The sequence below is a fragment of the Nocardioides thalensis genome, assembly GCF_013410655.1.
GTDB classification, from domain to species: domain Bacteria; phylum Actinomycetota; class Actinomycetes; order Propionibacteriales; family Nocardioidaceae; genus Nocardioides; species Nocardioides thalensis.
In genome coordinates, this window is sequence record NZ_JACCFP010000001.1 from 4,050,304 (window position 1) to 4,071,982 (window position 21,679).

Genomic DNA, 21,679 nt, shown 5'->3' on the forward strand with positions numbered 1-21,679 from the left:
CACGCGCAAGGATCAGACCATGGACCCAGGTCAGATCGGTGCGGCCGGCACCCCCCACCCGGGGGTGCCGGCGGGCACCGGCCCCGACCTCGCCGCGCTGCTCAACCGGTCGGCACGCGGCGACCGGGCGGCGTTCGCCGAGCTCTACGACGCCACCGCCCGGCGCGTCCACGGCCTCGTGCTCCGCGTCGTGCGGGATCCCGCCCAGGCGGAGGAGGTCACCCAGGAGGTCTACCTGGAGACCTGGCGAACGGCCAGCAGGTACGACGCGGCGAGAGGGAGCGCCGTCGCCTGGCTGCTGACGATCGCCCACCGGAGGGCCGTCGACCGCGTCCGCAGCTCCGAGGCGGCGACGCGCCGCGAGTCGACGTACCTCCACCTCAGCCGGCCGGTCGACCACGACACCACGGCCGACACCGCCCACGCATCGCTCGAGGCGCACCGGGTGCGCTCGGCGCTCGGCAGCCTCACCGCCGTACAGCGGGAGGCGATAGAACTTGCCTACTTCGGCGGCTACACCCACGCCGAGGTGGCCGCCCTGCTCGACCTGCCGCTGGGCACGGCGAAGACCCGCATCCGCGACGGCCTCATCCGGTTGCGCGACACGATCGGAGGAGAGTCATGAGCGGTCACGACGACGCCGACGAGGTGCACGCGCTGTCCGGCGCGTACGCCGTCGACGCGCTCGACACCGAGGAGCGCGCCCGGTTCGAGGAGCACCTGCGCGGCTGCCCGACCTGTCGCACCGAGGTCGACGAGCTCCGCGGTACCGCCGCGCTGCTCGCCTCCGACGCCGACGCGGAGCCGCCGGCCGGGCTGCGCGACAGCATCCTGGCGGGCATCGAGACCGTCCGGCCGCTGCCTCCGCTCGCCCCGGCCACGGGCGACGGATCCTCCGCGGCGCGGACCTCCGCGCCCACCGACCGGCGGAGCGTACGGCGGCTCCCGTTCCGGGGCACGCCGCTGCTCGCGGCGGCCGCTGCGGTGGTGCTGGTGGCTCTCGTGGGACTGGCCGCCTGGCGCCCGTGGGCGGAGCCGGACGACGTACCGACCGCCGCCGAACGCGTGCTCGCGGCGGACGACGCGACGCGCGCGAGCCAGGAGCTGCCCGACGGCTCGCGGGCCACGGTTGTGGTGTCGAGGTCCGAGGGCGCGGCGGTCATCGTCACGGAGGACATGGCGCCGGCGCCGGACGGGAAGGTCTACGAGCTCTGGCTCGAGGAGCCGGACGGCAGGCTCGCACCGGCGGGCCTGATGCCGGACGACTCCGATGCCACCGTGCTGCTCGACGGCGACGCGACGGACGCGACCGGCGTGGGCGTGACGGTCGAGCCCGACGGCGGGTCGCCGCAGCCGACCACCGAGCCGGTCCTCTTCTTCGAGCTGGAGGCCTGACGCGGCTGCGGACCTCCGTGATATAAAACTGATATCAGTTTTTCTCACGGAGGAGTCGCCCCATGACCTCGTCGACGGAGGACCTCGGCATCGCGCTGCCCGAGCCGAAGGTGAGCGAGCGCCAGACCAACGGCAGCAACGGGTGGCCGGTCCTCATCGGCGCAGTGCTGCTGCTCCTCGCCTCGGTGGCCGGCGTGGTCATCGGCCTCGCCCTCCTCGCCGACGCCAACGACGCGCCCGGCCTCATCGTGATCGTGGTGTGCCTGCTCCTCGGCGTCGGGTCCCTGGTCACGCTGGCCGGCCTGACCGCGATCGCTCCCGGTGAGGCGCGGGTCGTCCAGCTCCTCGGCAAGTACGTCGGCACGATCCGCACCGAGGGCTTGCGCTGGGTCAACCCGATCACCGGGCGCACCAAGATCTCGACCCGGATCCGCAACCACGAGACCGACGTCGCGAAGGTCAACGACGCCGACGGCAACCCGATCGAGATCGCGGCCGTCGTGGTGTGGCAGGTGCAGGACACGGCCAAGGCGCGGTTCGAGGTCGACGACTTCGTCGAGTTCGTGGCGATCCAGACCGAGACCGCCGTGCGCCACATCGCGACGTCGTACCCCTACGACTCCCCCGACAACACCCAGCGCTCCCTGCGCGAGAACGCCGAGGAGATCACGGCCGAGCTCTCCCAGGAGATCGCCGTGCGCGTGCAGTCGGCCGGCGTGAAGGTCATCGAGTCCCGGATCACCCGCCTCGCCTACGCCCCCGAGATCGCCCAGGCGATGCTGCGCCGCCAGCAGGCGGGCGCGGTCGTCGCCGCCCGCGAGCGGATCGTCGAGGGCGCGGTCGGCATGGTGAAGGCGGCGCTCGACGGGCTCGCCGAGGAGGACATCGTCGAGCTCGACGAGGAGCGGAAGGCGGCGATGGTCAGCAACCTGCTGGTCGTGCTCTGCGGCGATCGCGACACCCAGCCGATCGTCAACGCCGGTTCGCTGTACCACTGAGCCGTCCCGTGGCGAGCGAGCGCAAGGCGGTCCTGCTGCGTCTCGACCCTGCGGTCCACGACGCACTGGCCCGCTGGGCCTCCGACGAGCTGCGCAGCACCAACGCGCAGGTCGAGTTCCTGCTGCGCCGCGCCCTCGAGGAGGCGGGCCGGATGCCCACGGGCGCGAAGGCGCCACGCAAGCGGGGGCGTCCCCCGCGCGACGCCTGAGCCGACACGGGTTCCCGGGCCGGGGGTCGCGGCGGATCGCCAACCCTGCCGGTTCGGAGCGCCAACCCTGCCGGTTCGGCACGCCAACCCTGCCGGTTCGGCACGGACGATCAGCCGAGCGGGACCTCGCCGACGATCTCGTAGCGGGGTCGGTTGCCGGGGCCCTCGCCGAGGTGGGAGGCGATCACGGTGGCCTCGACGACCGGCCACTCGGGCCCGACGTACGTCTCCAGCAGGCGCACCCAGTTGGTCGTGTCGTCGGGGCGGCGCAGCCGGGCGATCGTCACGTGGGGGCGGAACCGGCCGCCGTCGACCTCGGTGCCGACGTTGACCGCGGCGTTGCGGGCGCGGCCCGCGATCCGCTCCAGTACGACGTCCGCGCCCTCCGACTCGGCGACGACGCCCGTCGCGAGCGCCCGCGTCCGCGCGGCGTCGGGGAACGCGACGGGACCGGAGAGCCGGAGGACGGGCACCGGCGTACGGGCCAGCCCGTCGGCGAGCCGGTCGACGTAGAGGTCGACGAGGTCCTCGCGCACCGACGGCATGAACGCGAGCGTGACGTGGAGCTGATCGGGGATCGTCCACCGGAAGTCGGGGGCGGACGCGCGGCGGGGCTCGAGGAACTCGTCGAGGTGCTCGACGGCGTACTCGGGCGGGACGACGGCGGCGAAGAGTCGGGTGCCCATAGGGCGGGTCAGCCTACGCCTGCGCCCACCATGGTCCCAACGAGATAGGTGATGCCCATCGCGAAGCCGCCGCCCAGCATGTTGCGCAGGACGGCGCGCCCCGGGTGGGCGTAGCCCAGCCTGGCCGAGGTGAAGCCGGTGAACGCGAGCGCCACCAGCACCGCGAGCACCGTGACCAGGAACCGCTCGGGGTCCGGCAGCAGGATGGTGAGCGCGGGCAGCGCGGCGCCGACGGTGAACGCGAGCATCGAGGCGAGCGCCGCGCTCCACGGGTTGGTCAGGTCGTCGGGGTCGATGCCGAGCTCGAGCACCGCGTGGGCGCGCAGCGGGTTGCGCGCGGTGAGCTGCTCGGCGACCTCCTGTGCGACGTCGGGGGTGAGGCCCTTGGACTCGAGGATCTCCTCGAGCTCGGCGAACTCGGCCTCCGGCATCGTCCGCAGCTCCTCGCGCTCCTTCGCGAGGAGGGCCTCCTCGGCGTCGCGCTGGGTCGAGACGGAGACGTACTCGCCCGCCGCCATGGACAGCGCACCGGCGACGAGGGCCGCCACGCCGGCGATCAGGATCGCGCCGCGGTCGGTGGTCGCGCCGGCGACGCCCATCACGACGCCCGCGACGGACACGATCCCGTCGTTGGCGCCGAGCACCCCGGCCCGCAGCCAGTTCAGCCGGTCGTTGAAACCGCCCTGGTCGTGCGGCTCCCCCTCGTGCCCTCGGAGACCGCCGGGATCGACCGTAGAGCTGCTCATCGCTCCATCATCGCCGGTCCCGGGCCCGGACGCGAGGCGCGCTGGGCCCGGGCGGAGCGGCCGTCAGCCGGCGAACGTCCAGGCGCCCGAGCCGACGCGGTAGCGGGTCAGCCCGTCAGCCGTGCCCAGCTCCTTGGCGGCGGCGCCGTCGGGACCCATCACCTCGTAGTCACCCGCCGGCAGCTCGACGATGCCGGAGACGCTGACCGGCACCTCGACGTCGAGCGTCAGCGCGCCGTCCTCGGTCGTCCAGGCCGAGGAGACCCGGCCGCGCTGGGTCATCCGGGAGCCCTCGGCGTGCGCAAGCCCGGTGTCGGGCACCGAGAAGGTGACCTCGGCGGCGCCGGGTGCGGTGATCTCGATGCCGAGCACCGAGTCGAGCACGTCGACGACCGCCTGCGAGCCCCAGCCGTGCGAGGCACTGTTGGCCGACCCGCTCAGCTGCCACGCCTCCGGGGTGAACGTCCCGCCCTGAGCGAGCCAGCCGGCCCAGCCGTAGTCGTCCTCGTTGGTCAGCAGGTCGAGCACCGCGTCGTAGGAGCCGGACGCCGCGAGGGCCTCGAGCAGGAAGTGGGACGTCATCGGACCCTGCTTCATGCCCATCCCGGCGAGATAGTCGCCCAGTGCCGGCAGGTCCTGTTCGGGCGCGATGCCGAAGGCGACGGCGTACGACGTGGCGTGCTGGCCCGCGTGCGCGCTCTGGGTACCGTCGGCGAGCAGGCCGTCGACGTAGGTGCCGTCGGGCCGGCGCAGCGTGGCGTTCATCCGCTCGGCGAGCGCGTCGGCGTCGTCGACGTACGACTGCACCTCGGCCGCGGGCCGGCCGAGCGCCTCGGCGACCAGGGCGACCTTCCGCAGCACGTCGACGCCGAGGGCGTTGACGGTCGTGCGCGCGGCCGCCGACATGTCGTAGCCGAACCGGCCGTGTTCGGGCCAGTCGACGATGCCGTACTGGTAGGCGCCGCTGCCGCCGGTCAGGCGGGTGACCAGGCCCTGGGTCGGGCCGGTCTCCGCGATGTGGCGGCGGACGTAGCCCGCGGTCGCGCTGAGGTTGTCGTAGACGTCCGCGAGCAGCGCCCGGTCGCCGGACTCGAGGTAGTAGGCCCAGATCCAGGCTGGCACGACCTCGGTGAAGTCCGGGATGTCGCGCTTGCCGTCGCCGTTGGGGTAGACGGCGTTGTAGCGACCGGCGTCGTTGCCGCTGGTCCAGTAGCGCTCCTGGCTGAGCATGAACTCGCGGATCGCCTGCCGGCTCGCGACCCGCTCGTGCTCGGTGGCCAGCAGCCCGTGCGAGATGTTCACGGTGTCGTGCAGGAACTGGCCCTGCTCCCGGGTCGGCGTGTCGACGAACGTCTCCTGCACGGAGTACTCCAGGGACCGGTCCATCAGGTCCCAGACCGCGTCCAGCGTCTCGTCGGAGCTGTCGAACTCCGCCGCGCCGTCCTCGGGGTAGGCGGTGTGCACGATCGTCGCGCTCACGTCGTCGACGGAGATCTACTCCTCCGCGCCGGGGATCTCCAGGTAGCGGAAGCCGAGGTGGCCGAAGGCGCGGTAGTCCTGGGCGCCGGCGGCCTGCGTGTAGGGGAAGGACATGTTGGTGCCCTGCGTGTCGACGCCGGAGGTCGAGACCCGGCCGTTCGCGGCGAGGCCGTAGCTGGCGCGGATCGGGATCACCCTGCCCTCGACGCCCTGCTCGAAGTGCACGGCCGGCCGCGCCGGGATCACCTTCCCGAAGTCGGCGACCGGCGTCCCGTCATCGGCGGTGAGGATGCGCTCGGGCGCGACGACCTCCTCGACGAGGTGGGTCTCCTGGCCCACCAGCCGGGTGAACGGCGCCACGGGGTGCTCGCCGACCACGACCGCGTCGGCCCAGCCCGAGTCGTCGTAGTCCTCGTCGGTCCAGTCGCCGATCGCCCGCACCGCGCGGCCGTCGAGGTGCTCGACGTAGAGGCCCTCGCCGTTGCGGGTGCCGACGAGGACGTAGGGGCCGCGCCGCACCTTCCAGGACCCGTCGCTGACGACGACTACCTCGGAGCCGTCGGCGTACTCGAGCACCAGCCGGACCAGCAGGCCGGGCTCGCCGGCCGCACGTCCCTGGCCGCCGCTGAACCAGTGCAGCATCGCGCCGATCGCGAGCGGCTCGCCCGCCGTCACCAGGTCGGTGACGTCGGTGGCCTGGTAGTAGCCCTCGCCCGGGTAGCCGTAGTTGGTCATCCGCTCGGCACGCTCGCCGTCGAGGTAGAGCTCGGCCTGGTGGCTGGCGGCGAGATAGCTGCGCGCGCGGACGATCTCACCCGCGGGCACGTCGACGACGGTGCGGGCGAGGGTGTATTCATCGGCCTCACGGTTCGTGGTGCCGCGCACCCACTTGTCCAGGCCGCCGGAGAAATCCTCCTCGAAGAGCACCGTCGAGCCGTCGAGGGACGTCACCCGGACGTCGTCGAAGTCGGCCACCTCGCCGCTGGCCTGGCGGAACCCGATCGTCCCGGCGCGCGAGCCGGTGGCTGACGAGTCGGTCCAGGTGTCGACGACCCGTCCGTCGATGCTGGTCGTGAACGTCTGGCCCTCGACACGGACGGACAGCTCGTAGGTCACGCCCGGGTCGATGACGTGCGGGACCGTACGGCGCGCGTCGGTCGGGAAGGCGCCGTTGACCATGCGGTGCGTCTTGATCGCGTTGTCGTTGGCGTGCAGCTGCCACATGTAGCCGTTGCGGCTGTCGGGAGCCCGGAAGACCACGGCGGCCGCGCGGGTGATCGGCGTGACGTCCACCGTGTAGACGTAGTCGGTCCAGTCGCGGCCCGTCCGCGCGATCGTCACGTCCCCGCCGGACACCCGGCCCCGGCCGTCGACGACGGAGAGCGCGGAGGCGTCGGGATTGCCCGGTGGGCGGCGGATCCAGCTGGCACCGCCCCAGTCGCCGTCACCCAGGCCGGTCTCGAAGGGGGCCCACTGCGACCACGGCGACGGCAGCTTGTCCTTGTCCCACGTGCGGACCCGCCAGGTGTACGCGCTGCCCGGCTCGAGCGGCGAGCCGTCGTACTCGACGTAGGCCTGGTCCGACGACGTCACCTTGTCGGTGTCCCAGACCAGGCGACCGTCGGCGTCACGGACCTCGATCTTGTAGGCGGTCTGGACCTCGTTCGGGTCGCTGTCCTGCGGCAGCCAGCCGAAGCGCGGCGTCAGGTCGGTGTCGAGCGGGTGCGCGAGGTCGTCGACCGTCAGCCGCTCCGGCGCCGCCGGCCGGGTGCCGACGTCGGCCCGCGCGGCGGGGAGATCGGTCACGCCGGGCAGGACGACCGCGCCGGCGGTCAGGGCGGCGAGCGCCGCCAGGCGGCGTCGGCGGGGGTGGTGGGTTCGCATGGGAGTTCCTCCGAGTCGGACTTCGGGTCGGATGGCGGGTGGGGTCAGTGGCAGGGGGCGGTGAGCCGCTCGTCGTCCTTGGGGTCACCGCCCGGGACGGTGCTGAGGACGTGACAGCCGCTCGCGACGCCGTCGACACGCAGGTAGCCGCGCTCGCGGACCGCGGCCCGGACCCGGCCGTCGACGTACACGACGTCCTCGGTCGCGCCGCCGGCGGGCACGAAGACCGACGCCACGGTGTTGCCGGGCACGAGGACGCCCACGTCGGTGCGGCCGTCGAGGGTGTGGAACGCCGCACCGATGCGGCCCTTCAGCGTCGGCAGGGTGACGCTCGCCCACTCCACCGACTGCGGCTGCGGGCGCACGTCGAACGTCGCGTAGCCCGGCGTCGTCGGCCTGATCCCGAACATGCCCTGCGGGATGTTGTACGCCGGCGAGGCGGCCCACGGGTGGGAGTAGGTCATGTTCGACTTCAGGCTCGGGTCCCAGGCCTCCCCGGTGGCGCCGGCGCCGTCGGCGATCATGTTCAGCCAGCTGCGCAGACCGGTGCTGGTGAGCAGGTCGTAGGCGAGGTCGGACCGGTCGCCGTTGTAGAGCGACTCGACCAGGAACGCCGCGCAGTAGACGCTGCACGCCATCCCGCGGCTGCCGATGTAGTCCGCGACCTGCGCCGCCCGGTCGGCGTCCGGCACCCCGAACGCGCTCGCGAAGACGCTGGCGTGGACGGCGTGGTGCTGCACAGGGCTGCCGTCGGAGTTGAGCCCGTCGCGGTAGGCCCCCTTCTGCTCGTCCCACAGCCGCTCGTTCATCGCGGCGCGCAGGCGCTCCGCGGTCCGGGTGTACGACGCCGCGTCCTCCGCGCGGCCGAGCGCCGTCGCGATCTCCGCCATGTCGACATACGCCCGGTAGGACAGCGCGTTGATCACCGTGTTGTAGGGGCGGAAGACGTAGCCGTCCCGCTCCGAGGCGGGCCAGTCGACGATGTCGCAGTCGGTGCGGCTGTTGCAGCCGTCGGATCCGCTGTTCTTGCGGACCAGCCCGGTGCTCGCCTCCAGCCACTCGTCGGGCAGCTTCAGCCGGAGCTGGTCATAGCTGCGCTCGAGCTGCGCGACGTCGCCGGTCTGCTGGAAGCTGTCGTGCATCGCGAGGATCGTGTAGAGCGGCCACTCGGTCGGCCAGGTGCGGCGGGTGAGCAGGTAGTCGATCGAGTAGTTGCCCAGCGTCGGGTCGGACGACGTGAAGAAGTTCGCCATCATCTGGAGGTAGCTGTCGGCCTCGTAGGGCTCCCGCTCGCGGGTCCACGAATCGACGTACAGGTTGTGGTTGGTGGCCTCGACCGTGTTGCGCGAGAGCCGCCAGACCTGGTTGAGCGCGTCGTCGGAGGAGTCGAACACGGCGCCGTCGGTGTCGAACGGGTAGACCTGCGCGAGAGCCGGGAAGTCCTCGGCGGTCAGGCCGGTCGGCGCGCCGATCACCTCGAGGTAGCGGAACACCCGCATGCCCCAGGTCTCCAGGTGCTGCGGCCCGTCGCGCAGGGTCCAGCGGTCCTGGTACTGGTTGCCGGTGCGCATGGAGTAGCGGACGGTCTGCGGTCCCGAGAGCTCCTCGCCGAACCGGAGGTCGACGACCTGGCCCGCGGTGCCGACGAGGTCGAGGCTGACCCCGCCGATCCAGCTGCGCCCGTAGTCGACGAAGTAGTGGCCGGGCGCCTTCTCGACCACCTCGACGGGCAGCTCCGTGCGCTGGGCGACCTTGTCGGTCGGCGTCGCGACCAGGTTGGCGTACGCCGGCCGCGCGGCCGCGGGCTGCCAGGAGGAGTCGTCGAAGCCGGGCTCGTCGAAACCCGTCGGGAAGGCAGCCGCCTGGAGGTTCTCCTTCGGCGCCACGAAGTAGGACGTGCCGATCGAGCCGCCCCACGGGTAGACCGCTCCGCCCCGCATCGCCGACCAGTCCGGGCCGGTGCCGAACGTCTGCCGGCTGCCGTCGTCGTACTCGACGATTAGCTGGGCCTGGAACCGCCGGTCGGCCTGCGTCCAGGCGATCGCGCCGAGCGCGTTGGCGCCGCCCTCGCGGACCAGGTCGGTGACGTCGTACCCGTCGTAGCGGGTCTCGCCCGCGATCGACCGCACCGGCCCGAGGCCGACGAACTGCCCGTTGAGCCACAGCTTGTAGACGTACTGGCGGCCGGGCTCCGGCGAGGAGCCGGTCGCGAAGACCGTGGCCCACGCGACCTCCTTCTCGGGGTCGGTCTCGAACTCGCCGCGAAGGAACGCCCAGTCCGTGCTGCCCACGCCGTAGAGGCAGTTCTGGCCGGTGCCGACGTGGAGGCGGCCGTCGGCGACGGTCGCGCAGGAGAAGTCCGCGGACGGGCTCGAGAAGTCGTCCTCGTAGAGCACGGTCCCGTCCGGCGCCGTGACGGAGATGTCGTCCCAGCTGCTGCGCTCGCTGCCGCCGGTGCGGAAGCCGATGTTGCCGCCCCGGAACGGCACGTTCTCGGTGGTGTCGATCAGCGTGCCGTCGAGCCAGGTGCTCACGGTCGTGCCGCGGGTCTCGATGCGGATCCGGTGGTCGACGCCGCGCACCAGGTCGACCGGGAGGGGCACGGTCTTGAGCGCCGTGAAGGTGCCGTTGACCCGGGTGTGCGGCGCGAGCTGGTCGACGCCGTCGCCGCGGAACTGCCACATCAGGTAGTTGTTGGCGTCCTTGGCGTTGAAGACGATCGACGCGTTCTGCGTCGTGATCGAGAAGGTCGCCTCCAGCGTGTAGTCGCCCCACTGCGCCGCCTGCGGCGCCTCGGTCCAGATCGGCTGGCTGTCTCCCCAGTCCCCGCCGAGCGCGGTGCCGAACGTGGCCGGGCGCGACCACGGAGACACCGCACCCCCGCCGTCCCACGTCCGCACCCGCCACACGAAGCGCTCGCCGCGCTCGAGCCGCGGGCCGTCGTACGCGACGTTGGTGCTGGCCGGGGAGACGACCTTGCCGGAGTCCCAGACGAGCCGCCGTCCGGAGGCGAGGTCGGCGTGCGTCGGCGCGACCTGGACCTGGTAGGCCGTCTGCCGGGCGGTCGGCACCTGCCAGCCGAGGATCGGCGCCTCGACGTCGTCGACGTCGGCCGGCTCCGTGCGCTGCTCGACGGTGAGGGCCGAGGGGAACGCGTTGCCGGGCGCCGCCGTCGACGGCGTCGCGACCGCGAGCAACGAGGCGACCAGGGCCAGCAGCCCTAGGAGCGCCGACACGGGCGGTACGACGCGAGAGCGCCGGGCGGTCGGGGTCATGACTTCGTCTCCTCGGGGATGGGGTGGGCGAGCCGGTCAGCCGACCGGCACCACCCAGACGTCGGCGATCGACGGGTCGTAGTCGGCCAGCGTGTCCTGGAACCGCATCCGGACCTTGCCGTCGGACGTGACGGCCGACGGCTCGACCAGGAACTGGTGGACCATCGAGCCCTGGCCGCCGGCCGTCCGGACGAGGTCGACGCTGTGCGCCACCTGGCCGTCGAGCCGCACGTCGTAGGTCTTGCGACGGGGGCCGTCGAACGTCTCGATCACCCGGACCACGAAGGCGCCGTTGGCGGGCACCGCGACGTCCATCTCGAACCAGCCGCCGGGGAACGACGAGTGCGTGTAGCGCCGGGTCAGGCCCGCCTCGACGTTGGTCCCCGAGTTGGGCGACGCCGTCAGCCGGTGCGCCGACTCCGACGTCCCGTTGCCGAGGTCCACGTGGTCGGTCGAGCCGGCCGGCGGGGTGGGCAGCGCCACGGTCACGGTCGCGAGCGCGCGTTCGGCGGCCGTCGGGCCGGTCGCCACCGTCACCGGCGCGGGGCCGGCGACGACCGTCATCGGCACCGTCACCTCGACCGGGACGGCACGTTCCTCGCCGGGGGCGAGGTCGTAGTCGACCGGTGCGACGGGCTCCCACCCGCCGGGCAGGGTGAGCGCCAGCTCGCCGGACTGCGCGACCGCGGTGCGGTTGCGCAGGACCGCGGTCACCGTCGCCTCCTCACCGCCCGCGACGGCGGCAGGCGTCGTCGCGGTGGACACGATCTGGACGCCGGGCGCGACCATCACGTCGGCGGCGACCGGGAGCGTCGCGGTGCCGCCGGCGCGCTGGTAGGTCACCGATCCGGTCAGCGACATCGTCGCGGCGGCGGCGTCGGCCGGCACGGTGACGTCGTAGGCGTGCTCGACGGTCGCGCCGCCCTCGACGGTGGAGGCGTGCGCCCCGACCGGCCGCACGGTCCAGCCGTCCGGCGCCGTCAGCGACGAGTCGACGCCGGAGACCGGCCGGGAGCCTGCGTTCTCCAGGCGCGCGGTCACCCGCACCACGTCGCCCGGCAGGATCTCGCCGGCCGGGACGCCGAGCGACGCGACGGCGCCGACCAGGTCGGAGGAGGCTGACGACAGCAGGCGCTCGATCGCGGCCAGCCGGTCGCGGAGGTCGCTCGCCTCGGCCTCGTCGAGGTCGCCCTCCTCGAGCCCGGTCGCGATCCACCGGTCGAGGTCGGCGACGGTGGCGAGCGCGCGGTGCACGTCGGTGGCGACGTCCTCGTCGGAGGCGCCGTCGAGGCGGGCCTGCCAGGCCGCAGCCAGCTCGTTGCCGAGCTCGGTCACCTTCACGCCCAGGTGGCGCCGCAGGTTGGTGCCGTGCGGGGCGGTGACGGTGAGGTCGTCGACCGCTCCGGCGAGGGCCTCGGTCGCGTCGGCCGCGGCGCCGATGTCGCCGAGCACCGCGTCGACAGCGAACGCGTAGTCGCCTGAGCCGACCTCGAGGACGACGTCGCCGTCCTCGTCGCGCAGGTAGGTCACGTCGGCGACGTCCTCGATCGGCGTGCCGCCCTCGGTGACCGCCCAGCGGTTGGCGGCCGGGACGCGCACCTCGGCCGTCGTGTTGGCGGGCACGGTGAGGTCGAGCGTGAGGCCCTCGCCCTCGGTGCTCCATGCGCTGCGGACCTCGCCGTACGGCGTCTCGTGGGTGAAGTCGACGCTGTCGATCCCGTCACCCGGCTCCGGCGCGACCAGGACCCGCTTGTAGCCGGGCTCCGCGGCGGAGACGCCCGCCATCGTGCGGTACATCCACTCGCCCACCGCGCCGTAGGCGTAGTGGTTGAACGAGTTCATGCCGACGTCGTTGAAGGTGCCGTCCGGGTTGATCGAGTTCCAGCGCTCCCAGATCGTGGTCGCGCCCTTGCCGATCTCGTAGCCCCACGACGGGTAGTCCTCGTGCTGGAGCAGCCGGTAGGCGATGTCGGTGCGGCCCGCCTTCGTCAGCGCCGGCAGCAGGCCGTCGACGCCGAGGAACCCGGTGGAGAGGTGATAGTCGCGCCGCTCGAGGGTCTGGACGAACTGGTCGAACACCGCGTCGCGGCGGTCGGCCGGCTCCAGGTCGTTGGTGAGCGTGAGGATGTAGGCCGTCTGGCTGTCGCCCTTGACCGTGCCGTCCGGCGAGATGAACGCGTTCTGGTACGCCGTCCGGATCGCGCGGTAGCGGTCCAGGTACGTCGCCGCGTCGGCGTCGCGGCCGATCGCGGCGGCCATCTGGGAGAACTCGCGCGTGCTCTTCGCGACGAACGCGGTGTCGAGCACGTCGGCCGGCGTCGGGTCGTCGAGGTTGAGCCAGTCGAGGTAGCCGCCTGCGGACCGGATGTGGTTGGTGGAGTCGGCGGCGAGGAAGTCGACGTAGCGCTTCATCATGTCGTAGTTCTCGCGGATCACGTCGGTGTCGTCGTACGCCTGCCACAGCGTCCAGGGCACGTGGACGCCGGCGTCCATCCACCCCGCCGACTCGTAGCCGCCGTCGAACCGGCCGGGCACGACGGGCGCCACGCCGGGCAGCGAGCCGTTGGGGCGCTGGGTGTCGCGCAGGTCCTGGAGCCACTTGGTCAGGAACGACTGGGAGTCCATGTTGTAGACGGCGGTGCGGGCGAACACGTTGATGTCTCCGGTCCAGCCCATCCGCTCGTCCCGCGCGGGGGTGTCGGTCGGGATCGACAGGAAGTTGCCGCGCATGCCCCAGACGATGTTGCTCTGGAGCTGGTCGACCAGGCCGGAGCTGGTGTCGAGGCTGCTGACCAGGTCGCCGTCGGTGCCGACCACCACGCCCACCAGGTCGGCGGCGTCGGGCGCCTCGTCGACACCCGAGATCTCGACGTAGCGGAAGCCGTGGAACGTGAACGACGGCTCGAAGGTCTCCGGCTCGTCGGTCGCGAACGTGTAGCGGTCGGTCGCCTTCGCCGAGCGCAGGTTGGCGGTGTAGAGCGTGCCGTCGGGGTTGAGGACCTCGCCGTGGCGGATGGTGACGGTCTGTCCCGGCTCGCCCTGGAGAGTCAGCCGTACGTGGCCGACCATGTTCTGTCCGAGGTCGTAGAGGTAGACGCCCTCGGTCGGCGAGTCGATCCGCTCGGCGGTGTGCAGCTCCTCGGTGACCCGGACGTCGACCGCGGTCTGCGGCTCCAGGACACCGGTGGGCTCGTCGCGGACGACGACCGGCTCCCAGCCGGCCGCGTCGAAGCCGGGCTCGTCCCAGCCCGCCACGTCGGCGGCGACGCGGGCGTCGTACGACTCACCGTCGAGGAGGTCGGCCTCGCGCGTGGGGCCGTCGGTCGTCATCCAGCTGTCGTCGGTAGTGACGACCTCGCTGGTGCCGTCGGCGTAGTCGACGACGAGCTCGGCGATCACCGAGTTGTCGGGGCCGTAGACGTCGGTGCCGAACATCGCGACCTTGCCGGAGTACCACCCGGGCGCGACCTCGGCACCGAGCACGTTGGCGCCGGAGCGGACCAGGTCGGTCACGTCGTAGGCCTGGTAGTCGATGCGCTTGTCGTAGGCGGTCCAGCCCGGGGCGAGCTCGGCGTCGCCGACCCGCTCGCCGTTGAGGCGGAGCTCGTAGACGCCGCGCGCCGAGGCGTAGACGCGCGCCCGCACGACCTCCTCGTCACCGAGGTCGACCTCCGTGCGCAGCAGCGGGACGGGCTGGTCCTGCCGGAGCCACGCCTCGGCGCCCGCGCTGTCGACGCGGAGGCCGTCGGCGGTGACGGTGCCGGCCGCGAAGGTGCGGTCGCCGGCCGGGAAGTCGGTGTCGACGAGCACCTCGCCGTCCTCGCTGGTGACCGTGACGTCGTGAACCAGTCCGCGCTCGGCGCCGCTCGTGCGGAATCCGACGATGCCCGGCCCGTCGAACGTCGCGTCGTTGCGCTGGTCGAGGACCGCTCCATCGACGCGGGTGGTGATGGTCGGGCCGTCGACGGTGATCGCGTAGTCGTGCGCGGCGCCGAAGTCGAACCCGGCCGGGAACGGCGTGGCGTTGAGGACCGAGTAGCCGCCGTTGCGCTTCACGTGCGGGCGGAGCGAGTCGTTGGCCTCGCTGAGCTGCCACATGTAGGCGTTCTCGGTGTCCTCGCCGCGGAGGTAGACGCCGAGCGCGCCGGAGATGTCGGAGGCGGTGAACTCGATCGTGTAGTCGGTCCACTCCGGGCCGATGCCCTCGGTCTCCGCGCCGATCCACTCGGCGGTCCAGTCGTCGTCACCGAGGCCGGTGCCGAACCGGGCGGGCTCGCTCCAGGCCGAGGCGACGCCCTGGTCGTCCCAGACCCGGACCGCCCAGACGTAGTCGGTGCGCGGCGCGAGCGCCGGGCCGGCGTACCGGACGCCGACCGAACGGCCGGACGTCACCTTGCCGCTGTCCCACACGTCGGCCTCTCCCAGCGCCGCCTCGCTGGAGGCGACGTGGACCTCGTAGGCCTGCTGGGTCGTGCCGCGGCGGTCGGAGGCGATCTTCCAGCTCAGCGCCGGCGGCGCGGTGTCGATCCCGAGCGGCTCGTGCAGGGCGTTCACCCGCAGGTCGGACACGGTCGGGGGAGCCGCCGCCGCGGCCAGGGAGGGGGCGGCCGCGGCGGCTGCTGGGGACAGCGTCGAGGTCGCCACGAGGGGAGTTGCGAGGAGGACGGCGACGACTCCGCCGGCGAGCTGAGGACGCATGAGGGACTCCGAGGGTGTGCGGATCGTGAAACGATTCAGCGACACGCTAGGACCGGGTGACGGTCGTCACAAGACATGTGGCCGGATCCGGTCAGATCAGGCCGGTGCGAACCGCGTGCACGACGACCTCGATCGACGAGTCGACGCCGAGCTCGTCGGCGACGGCGCGCAGCCGGCGACGCACGGTCCGCTCGGAGATGCCCGCCCGGCGGGCGATCGCATGCGTGGTGAGGCCCTGGGACAGCAGCCTCAGGATCTCGATGTCGAGGTCCTCCGGCCGCCAGCACGCCACGTCGCCGTTGCGTCCGGTCATCGCGGCTCGGCCCCCTCCACCACGACGACGTGCAGGTGCCGCGGCCCGTGCACGCCCTCCACGCGGTCCAGCTCGATGTCGCTGGTCGCGCTCGGGCCGCTGATCCAGGTCAGCGCGCGGGTCGGGTCGAGCGAGCCCACCGCCTCGGGCACGTCGGCGACCACCTGGTCGGCGCGGACGATGCAGACGTGCCGGTCCGGCACGAGCGTGAGCACGCGGCGCCCCTGGTCGGGCCGGTGGTCGAGAACGATCGTGCCCGTCTCGGCGATCGCCAGGCGGCAGGCCGTCACCACGGCGTCCACCCGGTCGAGCTCGGCGGCCGAGAGGCCGTCGTCGACGAGCGGGTCGGCGAGCGCCGCCCTGATTTCCTCCGGCAGCCCCGGCGGTACGACGACTCGCGCGCCCGCGGGCAGCGCTCCGGCGACCGCGGCGCCCACGTCGGCGGGCGCGCACCGCACGACGGTCGCGCGGTAGTCGGCGACCCGCTCCGCGAAGTGCGCGACGACGTCGCCGGGTCGCGCGCCGGCAGGCGCCGGCACCGGCTCGGGGTCGGGCGCGGTCCCGGCGAGCGCAGCGCGCACCCGGCCCAGGACCTGGGTGCGGGCGTCAGCCATCGTTCTCGCCTCCGTCGAGGCGGCCACCGGTGCGGCGCCACCAGCCCCGGAAGGACTCGCGTGCGGGTGTCGGCAGGTCGCGCGCGTCGGTCCAGCCGGCGCCGGGGCCGGGAAGCCGCGGCGTCGTACCCCTCCTGCCGACCAGGCGGCCGACGCGGCCCGCCAGCCGCTCGGCGCGGCCCAGCCGCTTCGCGTCAGCGAGCGTGTGGGCCGCGGCGCGCATGGCGAGCGCCTCGGGCTTGGGCACCCGGTCGCCGCGGTGGGCGTCGACCACCTTCGACCGCAGGTGCACCAGCACCTCCGGGATGTCGATCCGCACCGGGCACACCTCGAAGCAGGCGCCGCAGAGGGACGAGGCGTAGGGCAGCGACTCCACTTGACTGCGGCTCTGCGGATCACCCGTGCCCTCCCCGATTCCGTGAAGCAGCGGGTTGAGGATCGCGCCGATCGGGCCGGGGTAGACCGACCCGTAGGCGTGCCCGCCGACGCGCTCGTAGACCGGGCAGACGTTGAGGCACGCCGAGCAGCGGATGCACCGCAGCGCCTGGCGTCCGACCTCGTCGGCGAGGGCGCGGGTGCGGCCGTTGTCCAGGAGCACGACGTGGACCTCCTGCGGCCCGTCGTCGGGAGTCACGCCGGTCCACGTCGAGGTGTAGGGGTTCATCCGCTCGCCCGTCGATGAGCGCGGGAGCAGGCGCAGCAGCGGGTCGAGCTCGGCCCAGGTCGGCACGACCTTCTCGATGCCGACCACGGTCACCAGCACCTCGGGAAGGGTCAGGCACATCCGGCCGTTGCCCTCGGACTCCACGACGACGAGGGTGCCGGTGTCGGCCACCGCGAAGTTGGCGCCGGAGACGCCCACCTTGGCGCGGAGGAACTTCTCGCGCAGGTGCTCCCGCGCGGCAGCGGCGAGCACGGCGGGCTCGTCGGTCAGGTCGGCGGGGGCCGGCCGGCCGACATCGGCCATCCGGCGCAGGAAGATCTCGCGGATCTCCGCGCGGTTGCGGTGGATCGCCGGCACCAGGATGTGGGAGGGCAGGTCGTCGCCCAGCTGCACGATCATCTCGGCGAGGTCGGTCTCCCAGGCCGCGATGCCCTCCGCGGCCAGCGCCTCGTTGAGGCCGATCTCCTGGGTGGCCATCGACTTCACCTTGACGACCTCGTCGGCGCCGTGACGCCGGGCCACGTCGGCGACCAGCGCGTTGGCCTCGGCGGCGTCGCGCGCCCAGTGCACCTGCGCGCCGCGCGCGACGAGCGACTCCTCGAGCCGGACCAGGTGGTCCTCGAGCCCGTGCAGGGCGCGCTCCTTCACCGCGGCGCCGGCCAGGCGCAGCGCCTCCCAGTGCTCCACCTCGCCGACGACCGCGGCGCGCTTGCCGCGGATGGTGGCGGTGGCGTGCGCCAGGTTGTGGCGCAGCTGGGTGTCGGCGAGCGCGTCCCGCGCCGCGGCCGGGAAGGCGGGCATCCCGACGAACGTCCCGGTCACGGCGCGTCCTCCGTCGCGGCCAGCACGTCGGCGAGGTGCATCACCCGCACCCCGGAGCGCTGGCGCGAGAGCAGCCCGCCGATGTGCATCAGGCACGAGCTGTCGCCGGCCACCAGCACCTCCGCGCCGGTCGACCGCACGTGCCGCGCCTTGTCGGCGCCCATGGCGACCGAGGTGTCGGAGTTCTTGACGGCGAACGTGCCGCCGAACCCGCAGCACTCCTCGGCGTTCGGCAGCTCGGTGAGGCGCAGGCCCCGCACCGCCTCGAGCAGCTGTCGCGGGCGGTCGCCCACGCCGAGCATCCGCAGCGAGTGGCAGGTGGGGTGGTAGGTCACCCGGTGCGGGAAGTAGGCGCCGACGTCGGTCACGCCGAGCACGTCGACGAGGAACTCCGACAGCTCGTGCACGCGGGCGGAGGTGCCGGTCACCGCGCGCTCGAGCCCCGGGTCGCCCGCCCGCCGGGCGACCATGCCGTGCTGGTGCCGCACCGATCCGGCGCAGGACCCGGACGGCGTCACGACGGCGTCGTAGGTCTCGAAGGCGTCGACGTAGTTGCGCACCAGCGGCACGGCCTCGTCGAGGTAGCCGGTGTTGACCATCGGCTGGCCGCAGCACGTCTGCGCCTCGGGGAACTCCGCGTCGACACCCAGCCTCCGCAGCAGGCGCACGACCGACGCCCCGGTCCCCGGGAACAGCGCATCGTTGATGCACGTGACCATCACCGCCACTCGCACGGCCAGCCCCCTCGTGTCCTTGACGGGTCCGCGGACCCTTCGATCATTGCGCGCCTCGTCGCACCGTTCAGCCCGGGACCACCTTCTCCACGTAGGGGACGAGCCGCACCGGGCCGGTCAGGCCGTAGGTCTGGCGGGCGGCGGCGCCGTACACAGCGGGCGTCACGACGCGCAACCGGTTGAGCAGCGTCGAGGCGACCTCGACCTCGAGCTCGTTCCGCCCGGGCACCAGCAGGTGGCCGAGGTCGACGGTCGCGTCGAGCGGGTCACAGGCGGCGACGGGCTCGCCGTTGACGCGGACCCGGAACGTGTCGTTGACCTCGCCGAGCTCGAGGTAGGCGCCGTCGTCGGCCGTCCAGTCGTCGCCGAGGTCGACCGTGGTGCGGTAGCGACCGACGCCGGACACGTCCTCGAGCCCGGCGACCTTCGACCAGGGCTGGAGCGTGGCGAGCTCGCGCTCGGCGACGTCCTTCTCGGTCGCGAGGTTCTTCGGGTCGGCCGGATCGGCGGGACGCCAGTCCTCGAGCTCGAGCGTCCAGGCGGTCGGTACGACGGGCTCGCGGACCCGGTCGACCCGCACCCTGGCGGTGGAGCCGTCCGCGCGCGTCAGCTCGGTGGTGCCGGCGACGGTGGTGCGGAGGGCGGCGTTCGCCCCGCGGGCGACGACCTCCTTGCCCGCCGCGGCGAGCGGCAGCACCGTGCGCGCGACGCCGGCGCCGGGAGGAGCGAGCGCGACGACCGTGGACTGCCCGGGGACGAGGTCGACCCGCACCCGGACCCGGTCGCCGGCCCGTTCGAACGCCGCGACCCGGGTGACCGTGCCGGACCAGGCGTCCAGGAGCCACGGCACCGCTGAGCGGTCGGTCGCGGTCAGCCAGACGTCCTGGGTGACCCGGCTGAGCCGGCGGTTCTCGGCGTGGCGGGCGTTGGCGAGGTAGTAGAGGTCGACGTCGCCGTGGACCCGCCGCACGTGCATCACCGTCGAGTCCGCGTGCTCGACGTCGCGGGCGACGCCGAGGGCGGCGAGCGCGGTGCCGACCTGCGCCTCGGCGACGCTGCGGGTCGTCGGGAGCGCGGCGATCTCGGTCATCAGCCGGCGGACCTCGGCGACGGCGGCCTCGTCCGTGCGGCCGATCGGGGTCGCGTCCCTGGTCCAGTCCTTGCCGGCGTCGCTGACGAGGATGATCGGCAGCCCCGCGCGCCCCAGCTCGAGCGCCTTGCGGGCGGCGTCGAGGTCGATCGTCACCTCGCGGCTGCGGATCTTGTCGGGGCCGATCACCAGCACCTTGTAGGCCGGCCCGTCCGGTGCCAGGCGGCCGCCGCGGACGGTGACGTCGTCGCGGGTGAGCAGGGCGGAGGTGATGAACGAGTGCGACCAGCCGAGCTTGGTGCCGTCGTTGGTCACCCAGAACGGGCCGATGCCGGTCGACGCACCGCTCTTCTGGCGGAGGAAGACGATGTCGTACTTCGGCACGCCCGTCTGCAGGACCAGCTGGGTGCGGGCGAGGTAGCCCGCGATGCCCGGGACGTGCTCCCACTGCGGCGTCCGCGGCCCCCACGCCTCGCCGAACCCGACGGCGCCGTTGTAGTAGGGCGAGAAGGCGGCGAAGCCGGGCCAGGTGACGTCGGGCGCCTCGGCGTAGGGGAAGCCGTGGATGATCGCCTGGTTGACGCCGGCAGCGAAGATGCTGTTGAGGGTGAACAGCGCCTGGTTCTGCGCGGTGGGGCTGGTGCCGTTGGCGCCCCACGTCGTGTTGTACGCGGCGCCGTTGTAGCAGATCGCCTCGCAGGACAGGATCTTCTTCCCCGCGATGTCGCGGCCGCCGGCCATGACCCGGTAGTCGTCGAGGTTCTTGAAGCCGAGCGACTCGGTCTCGGCGATGTCGAGGATCGCGGCGTGCTCGGTGCTGTCGGTCTCCAGGCCATAGGCCTGGATCCGCAGCCCCATGCCGAGGGTCCGGGCGAACTCCTGCATCGGCCGCAGGTGGTGGTCGCGGTAGAGGTCGGACAGCACCTGGTTGAAGTCGTCGCGCACCTGGTTGGTGCGCAGCGCGTCGGTGGTGGCGGGCGCACCCGGTGCGCCGAGCGCGAACCGGTAGGCCTCGTCGACCTCCAGGACCACCGGGAGCCACGGGCGCAGGTCGTAGCCGGCCCGCTCCTCGAACTCCTCCAGCATCCGCGGCGTCCAGATCGTCGCCTCGGTCTCGATCTCCAGGGAGTCCTCGAAGAGGTAGCCGCCCGCGGCGCGCAGCCGTGCGCGCATCTCGCTGTCGAGGACACGGTCCTCCCACAGGTCGATCACCGCCTGGGTGCCGGCCTCGCTGAAGTGGTCGACGACGTAGGACCGGGGGGCGGTGTGCGGCCCGGCCTCGGGCTCCTGCCCGGACCCGCGGCGCCAGGTCGCGAGCACGACCCAGGTCGCGCCCGCCGGCTCGGCCGGGGCGGTCCAGGTCAGGCGCGTGCCGGACACGCTGCCCGCCAGGTCGACGTACGAGCCGGGATCGATGGTGGTGGTCGAGGACGTGCGCGCGGTCACGCGGTGCGCCTGGACCGTGACCAGCTCGGCGCGGTCGCTGTGCGCCTCCCCGGTGGGCGCCGGCAGCTCGGCGTCGTAGGTCCCGCCGGCGGGCACGTCGGCCTGCCCGAACGCGAGCTCGTTGCACGCAGCGTCGTCCTCGGGCGTGATCGTCGGCACCGCGGCCGGCCAGGACGGCCCGACCGTGATGTCGACCCGGACGCCGCGCTCGGCGGCCCGGGCGAGCGCCGCCTTCACCCCGGCGACCCAGGTGGGGCCGCCCCATCCGTGCTGCGCGACGTCGATCTCGATGCCGCGCGCCCGCAGGCTGTGGGTCACCACGGCGACCTCGAGGACCCCGAACCCGGCGTCGGCGACCTGGTCGACCTCGCGGGCGACCTGCTCCGGGTCGACGAGCCCGTGCGGCCACCACCAGCGGAACCCGGCCGCGCTGCCGGTGCCCGGCTTGCGGAACCGCTTGGCCAGGTCGCCCGGGAAGCCGGTCCCGGCCGTCGCGGCGGGCACCGGAGCGCCGGTGGCGCCCACGACCGCCGCGGCGCCGAGGGTGGCGGCTGCGGCGCCGAACAGGGCGCGACGGTTGAGCCGGACGGGGTTGGGTTCGTTCATCTCAGGCCTTCGGGTGGGGC

The 21,679-nt window shown here is 73.2% G+C and carries 15 protein-coding genes; 4 read left to right on the forward strand and 11 right to left on the reverse strand.

Going from position 1 to position 21,679, the window contains the following annotated elements:
• Nucleotides 1-19 precede the first annotated feature (19 nt).
• The 4 genes from sigK to HNR19_RS19745 all read left to right on the forward strand — a co-directional run bounded on the left by sigK (nt 20) and on the right by HNR19_RS19745 (nt 2,602).
• The gene (gene sigK / locus HNR19_RS19730) at nt 20-625 is read left to right on the forward strand and encodes an ECF RNA polymerase sigma factor SigK (RefSeq protein ID WP_179669493.1); all 606 of its coding nucleotides are present in this window, start codon (nt 20-22) and stop codon (nt 623-625) included.
• The gene (locus HNR19_RS19735; RefSeq protein WP_179669494.1) at nt 622-1,395 is read left to right on the forward strand and encodes an anti-sigma factor; all 774 of its coding nucleotides are present in this window, start codon (nt 622-624) and stop codon (nt 1,393-1,395) included. Before sigK ends, HNR19_RS19735 begins: the two co-directional genes overlap by 4 nt.
• 62 nt (nt 1,396-1,457) lie before the next feature.
• Complete coding sequence (locus HNR19_RS19740; RefSeq protein ID WP_179669495.1) at nt 1,458-2,393, forward strand: SPFH domain-containing protein; 936 nt, start codon at nt 1,458-1,460, stop codon at nt 2,391-2,393.
• An 8-nt stretch (nt 2,394-2,401) separates the two neighbouring features.
• A complete protein-coding gene (locus HNR19_RS19745; protein WP_179669496.1) occupies nt 2,402-2,602 on the forward strand; it encodes a type II toxin-antitoxin system antitoxin in 201 nt (66 codons plus the stop codon).
• 110 nt (nt 2,603-2,712) lie between these two features.
• On the opposite strand, the gene thpR is transcribed toward HNR19_RS19745, so the two are convergent.
• The 11 genes from thpR to HNR19_RS19800 form a co-directional block, all read right to left on the reverse strand.
• The gene (gene thpR / locus HNR19_RS19750; protein WP_179669497.1) at nt 2,713-3,288 is read right to left on the reverse strand and encodes an RNA 2',3'-cyclic phosphodiesterase; all 576 of its coding nucleotides are present in this window, start codon (nt 3,286-3,288) and stop codon (nt 2,713-2,715) included.
• A gap of 8 nt (nt 3,289-3,296) precedes the next feature.
• Nucleotides 3,297-4,034, reverse strand: coding sequence for a VIT1/CCC1 transporter family protein (locus tag HNR19_RS19755; protein ID WP_179669498.1), 738 nt, complete (start codon nt 4,032-4,034; stop codon nt 3,297-3,299).
• A gap of 63 nt (nt 4,035-4,097) precedes the next feature.
• Complete coding sequence (locus HNR19_RS19760) at nt 4,098-5,513, reverse strand: alpha-L-rhamnosidase-related protein (RefSeq protein ID WP_179669499.1); 1,416 nt, start codon at nt 5,511-5,513, stop codon at nt 4,098-4,100.
• A gap of 15 nt (nt 5,514-5,528) precedes the next feature.
• Entirely contained in the window at nt 5,529-7,397 is a 1,869-nt protein-coding gene (locus tag HNR19_RS23290) for a glycoside hydrolase family 78 protein (RefSeq protein ID WP_179669500.1), read from the reverse strand.
• Between the two features lie 44 nt (nt 7,398-7,441).
• Nucleotides 7,442-10,672 (reverse strand): family 78 glycoside hydrolase catalytic domain, encoded by a 3,231-nt coding sequence (locus HNR19_RS19770; RefSeq protein ID WP_179669501.1) that lies wholly within the window; start codon nt 10,670-10,672, stop codon nt 7,442-7,444.
• 36 nt (nt 10,673-10,708) lie between these two features.
• Nucleotides 10,709-15,370 (reverse strand): family 78 glycoside hydrolase catalytic domain, encoded by a 4,662-nt coding sequence (locus HNR19_RS19775; RefSeq protein WP_179669502.1) that lies wholly within the window; start codon nt 15,368-15,370, stop codon nt 10,709-10,711.
• A gap of 91 nt (nt 15,371-15,461) precedes the next feature.
• Nucleotides 15,462-15,683, reverse strand: a complete 222-nt coding sequence (locus tag HNR19_RS19780) for a LuxR C-terminal-related transcriptional regulator (protein ID WP_179669503.1) — start codon at nt 15,681-15,683, stop codon at nt 15,462-15,464.
• Nucleotides 15,680-16,297 (reverse strand): LutC/YkgG family protein, encoded by a 618-nt coding sequence (locus HNR19_RS19785; RefSeq protein WP_179669504.1) that lies wholly within the window; start codon nt 16,295-16,297, stop codon nt 15,680-15,682. Before HNR19_RS19785 ends, HNR19_RS19780 begins: the two co-directional genes overlap by 4 nt.
• Entirely contained in the window at nt 16,290-17,783 is a 1,494-nt protein-coding gene (locus HNR19_RS19790; RefSeq protein WP_343047284.1) for a lactate utilization protein B, read from the reverse strand. The genes HNR19_RS19785 and HNR19_RS19790 overlap by 8 nt, the downstream gene beginning before the upstream one ends.
• A complete protein-coding gene (locus tag HNR19_RS19795) occupies nt 17,780-18,502 on the reverse strand; it encodes a (Fe-S)-binding protein (protein ID WP_179670399.1) in 723 nt (240 codons plus the stop codon). The genes HNR19_RS19790 and HNR19_RS19795 overlap by 4 nt, the downstream gene beginning before the upstream one ends.
• Before the next feature lie 82 nt (nt 18,503-18,584).
• Nucleotides 18,585-21,659, reverse strand: a complete 3,075-nt coding sequence (locus HNR19_RS19800) for a glycosyl hydrolase (protein ID WP_179669505.1) — start codon at nt 21,657-21,659, stop codon at nt 18,585-18,587.
• Between the last annotated feature and the right edge of the window lie 20 nt (nt 21,660-21,679).